General features: G+C 72.4%; 6 protein-coding genes. 2 read left to right on the top strand and 4 right to left on the bottom strand.

Annotation, left to right across the window (positions count from 1 at the left end):
• Both AB0J52_RS31235 and AB0J52_RS31230 read right to left on the bottom strand, forming a co-directional pair.
• Positions 1 to 466, bottom strand: a 466-nt coding sequence (locus AB0J52_RS31235; protein WP_500186326.1) for a cupin domain-containing protein, incomplete at its 3' end; no start/stop codon positions are given.
• Positions 463 to 1,731, bottom strand: a complete 1,269-nt coding sequence (locus AB0J52_RS31230; protein ID WP_500186323.1) for a Gfo/Idh/MocA family oxidoreductase — start codon at positions 1,729 to 1,731, stop codon at positions 463 to 465. The genes AB0J52_RS31235 and AB0J52_RS31230, both read right to left, overlap by 4 nt.
• A 266-nt stretch (positions 1,732 to 1,997) precedes the next feature.
• Between AB0J52_RS31230 and AB0J52_RS31225 the strand changes: the two genes are divergently transcribed.
• Together AB0J52_RS31225 and AB0J52_RS31220 are read left to right on the top strand one after the other, a co-directional pair.
• Positions 1,998 to 2,447 carry an Hsp20/alpha crystallin family protein gene (locus AB0J52_RS31225; protein WP_500186321.1) on the top strand — a complete coding sequence of 150 codons (450 nt, stop codon included), beginning with the start codon at positions 1,998 to 2,000 and terminating at the stop codon, positions 2,445 to 2,447.
• Positions 2,448 to 2,586: 139 nt separating this feature from the next.
• Positions 2,587 to 2,907, top strand: coding sequence for a MerR family transcriptional regulator (locus AB0J52_RS31220; RefSeq protein ID WP_500186330.1), 321 nt, complete (start codon positions 2,587 to 2,589; stop codon positions 2,905 to 2,907).
• 51 nt (positions 2,908 to 2,958) lie between these two features.
• Here the strand turns inward: AB0J52_RS31220 and AB0J52_RS31215 are convergent, their stop codons facing one another.
• Positions 2,959 to 3,408 (bottom strand): anthrone oxygenase family protein, encoded by a 450-nt coding sequence (locus AB0J52_RS31215; RefSeq protein ID WP_500186328.1) that lies wholly within the window; start codon positions 3,406 to 3,408, stop codon positions 2,959 to 2,961.
• Between the two features lie 26 nt (positions 3,409 to 3,434).
• A partial coding sequence (locus AB0J52_RS31210) for a beta-ketoacyl-[acyl-carrier-protein] synthase family protein (protein ID WP_500186319.1) occupies positions 3,435 to 3,891 on the bottom strand: 457 nt, incomplete at its 5' end.

Genomic DNA, 3,891 nt, shown 5'->3' with positions numbered 1-3,891 from the left:
CCCGGTCGCGGCGGCGGTGCACGGCGGCCAGGTCGGGGTCGTCGACGGGGCCGGTGTCGGCGAGGGCGGAGTAGGCACCGGGGTCGGTCAGGTCGCTGTCGGGGAAGGCGAACACGACGTCGCCTTCCTCGTTGAGGCGGCCGTTCTCCATGATGACCAGGATCTGGAGCGGGTCGTCGCTGTTGACCAGGCGGTGCACGGTGCCGGGGGTGAACTGGACCGCGACGCCCGGCTCGAGAGGCACCCGCTGGGGGCCTCGGGTGGTGAGGAACTCCGCCGCGCCGCGCCCGCTCAAGGTGAAGTACAGCTCGGTGCAGGTCAGGTGCAGGTGCGGAGTGCCGCCGCATTGGCCGTCGGGGGCCTGGCTGGAGTAGACCTGGACCTGGGACAGGCCGATCCCGGCGGGCAGCCCCGTCGTGGTGCTCTTGGCGGTACTGACCGTCGTGTCGGGGGGCGGGGTGGTCACGGTCGGGCTCCTCGCAGGCGGGGGCGTTGGGCGGAGATGCCGGCGGGGACGCGGAACCGGGCGCATTCGCGGGCGCGCGCGGCGGCGCTGTCATCGCTCCCCAGAACCTCGTCGGAGTCGTCACCGGGCTCGCCGCCGGCGGCCCCAGCCCACTGGTGCAGCAGGTGCAGGGCGCGCAGGGCCCGTTCTGGCGGGAAGGGGTTGGGGCCTTTCCCGGCGACGTGGTCCAGGATCCGGGCGAAGTGCCGGGTCATGGTGTCGTCCTCGATCGGCGCGATGAGCTCGGCCAGTTCCCATTCGCGGTAGACCGCCAGCGCGCCCTGGCCGCGGTCCAGGCCGGGCAGGGGTTCGTAGAAGCCCACGATCTGTTGGGCGACACCGTCGGGGGTCGTGCCGTCGACGCGGAAGATCCGGTAGCGGGTGACGGCGTCGGACTGCTCGATGCGCGGGGCGGCGGGGGCGTACGGGGGGCAGGGGTAGCCGACGATGCCCGACAACGAGGTGTAGAGCTCGACCTCGCACCCGCCTGGTGTCCGGTAGCCGACGAAGGCGCCGCCCTGGCGGGAGAGGCCGACCCGGCCCTCGGCCGCGTCGGTGTCCCACTGGCTGCCGTCCAGTGCCGAGCCCGCCGCGTCGGTCAACGCCACGTTGTCCACGTCGATGTCGTAGACGGCTCCGTCCAGGTAGTCCTGTCCGCGGGCGTCGCCGAGGGCGGCCACCGCGGCGATGAGGTGGGTGCCCTCGTATCCGAACGCTCCGAGCGCGGGGTCGATGAACCGGCCGGCGAGGTAGTCGCGGCCGCGGTGCTTGGTCATCTCCACGACGACCTTCACGGGGGTCAGCCCCGTCCGCGTCAAGTGGTTGACCACCGCCGCGGTCACCGCGGAGGAGGAGTAGTTCTCGTTCACCACGATCCCGCCCCGGTGCCGTTCCAGGATGGGGAGAAGCCTGGCCAGGTCGGCGTGGTCGCAGATCGGCTTCTCGATGACCACGGGCGCGTCCGGTGCGCAGCCGCTGATCTCCTCGAGAACCTCGGCGTGGCATCCGGTCGGTGTGCAGATGTCCCAGAAGTCGGGACGCATCGCCGCCGCCTCGGCGTAGCCGGCCACCGGGGTCAGACCCGCTTCGCGGACGGCGCCATGGCGGGCGACGTCGGTCTCGATCACCGCGACCGTCCGCACGCCGAGCCGGCGTAGGGCGTCCTCGTGGATGCGGGCGATCGTGCCGAAGCCGACCCGGGCGCAGGTGAGGGGCACCGCGACCACTCCACTACTTGTCGGAGGGAACAGTCGCAGAGTGTAGTTATGCCTGCTCAAGGCGGAAAGGGCGTTCAGGGGAGAAACGGGTGGCCCTGGGGAGACGTCCGGAGCGGTGCGGCGACTCCCTGACCCCTCCCCGATGGATCTTGTAGTTCCAGGGTCAGCATCCTTGACAACGCGAGGCGAGCAAACTTATAAATTGAGTTGTAGGTTCTCTCTGCGGATGCAGGCGTCCCGGGCCGGGGGCCCGGGGATCTTCGGAGGTGACAGACATGCTGCTGACGTCGATCGACCCGTTCGTGCAGGAGTTCGAGCGCCAGTTCGACCGCGCCGTCCGGCAGGCGGTCGGCCAGGGCGCGCTCGGCAACGGAGCGGGCATGCCGATGGACGGGATCCGCCGCGCCGACGATGTCGTGCTGCGGTTCGACCTGCCCGGCATCGACCCCGACTCCATCGAGGTGACCGTCGACCGCGGGGTCCTGTCGGTGACCGCGCGCCGCGAGGAGGAGTTCGGCGAGGACGAGCGGGTCTTCGTCCGGGAGCGCCCGATGGGCTCCTTCTCCCGCCGCGTCTACCTGTCGGAGCACCTGGACGCCGAGGCGGTCGAGGCCGCCTACAACAACGGCGTCCTGGCGGTCCGCATCCCGGTGCTGGAGAAGGCCAAGCCGCGCAAGGTCGCGATCCAGCAGTCCGGCGACGGCCCCAAGGCGATCAAGAGGTGAGACCGGCTGCCGCAGGCGGTCGGAGTCGGCCCCGTCCCCCGGCGCGTCCAGCCGCCCGCCGGGTGGCGGGGCCGCCCGCGCTCCGGCTCCGCGCCTGCCGGCGGCCCGGCGGAACCGCGACCAGGAGGGACAACCGGTGATGCTGCCCATGGACGACGAGTACGCCGCCCTGTTCACGGTGGGGCAGGTCGCCGACATGCTGCAGGTGCAGCAGGCGTTCCTGCGGCGCATCGACGCCCAGGACGTCGTCTCCCCCCAGCGTTCGGCCGGCGGCCAGCGCCGCTACAGCCGCAACGAGATCGGCCGCATCCAGCAGGTCGTCACGATGATGGACGAGGGCATGACCCTGCCCGCGATCCGCCGCATCATCGAGCTCCAGCAGCAGGTCGCCGACCTCACCCGCGAACGCGACGAGCTCGCCCGCCGCCTGCGCGAACACTCCGGCGACCGCGACACGTAGCGAGCGCCGACATGTAGCGAGCGCCGGGGTCCGTCCGCGCGAACGGCGACGTCAGTGGACGGTCAGGGCGGCGGTGGCCAGGTTGGCGGTCAGGGCCAGGGCGGCCAGGACCGAGCGGGTGGTATTCCAGCGTTGCCAGCGGACGCGGCGGGTCTGCCAGTCGGCCGGCAGGGAGGCGGGGTCCTGGGCCGCCACCCAGCGGTTGATCGGGACGTTCTTGGTGACCGAGACGGTGATGACCGCCACCATCAGGACGGTCGCCACGGCGGCCGCGACCCGCAGCGCCGTTCCGGGCCCCAGGGCCGTCAGGGCCAGGTCGCTCAGTGCGGTGAGCAGGATCGTCACCGGCATGAACGGGTCGTAGCGGGTGGCCAGGAAGCCGTGCGCGTGCACGTAGCGGTCGCCCGGCAGGGCGAGCAGCAGCGGGACGCCGCCCAGCAGCGTCCCGCAGAAGACGCCCATGGCCAGGGCGTTGGCCGTCAGGGCCAGCAGGGCCAGCATCTGGGACACCTCGGGAGTCCTCTCCTTCAGTCGACCGAGCGGAGCAGCAGCGCCGAGTTGAAGCCGCCGTGGCCCCGGGCCAGCACCAGCGCGTTGCGGACCGGACCGGGCCTCGGGGCGCCCACGACCAGGTCGATGTCGTAGGCGACGTCGGAGACGCCCGGCGTCGGCGGGATGACGCCGTGCCGCAGCGTCAGCAGGGCGGTCGCGACGTCCAGGGACGCCCCGCCCCCGTACAGCCGGCCGGTGGCGGTCTTGGGGGCGGTGACCGGAACGCGGCGCGGGCCGAACACCGCGGTCAGTGTTTCGGCCTCGACGCGGTCGAGTTCGGGGACGCCCATCGCGTCGGCGAACACCACGTCCACGTCGGCGGGCTCGACGGCGGCCTCGGCCAAGGCGTTCTCGACCGCGCGGCGCAGCGTCGGCGGGCGGCCGGACGAGGGCGGCGGGTCGAAGGTGGCGCCGTAGCCCGCGATCTCGCCG

Source organism: Spirillospora sp. NPDC049652 (genome assembly GCF_040675125.1).
GTDB lineage: Bacteria > Actinomycetota > Actinomycetes > Streptosporangiales > Streptosporangiaceae > Spirillospora.
The sequence above is the reverse complement of the archived record's forward strand: the minus strand, read 5'-3'. Positions and strand labels throughout refer to the sequence as shown.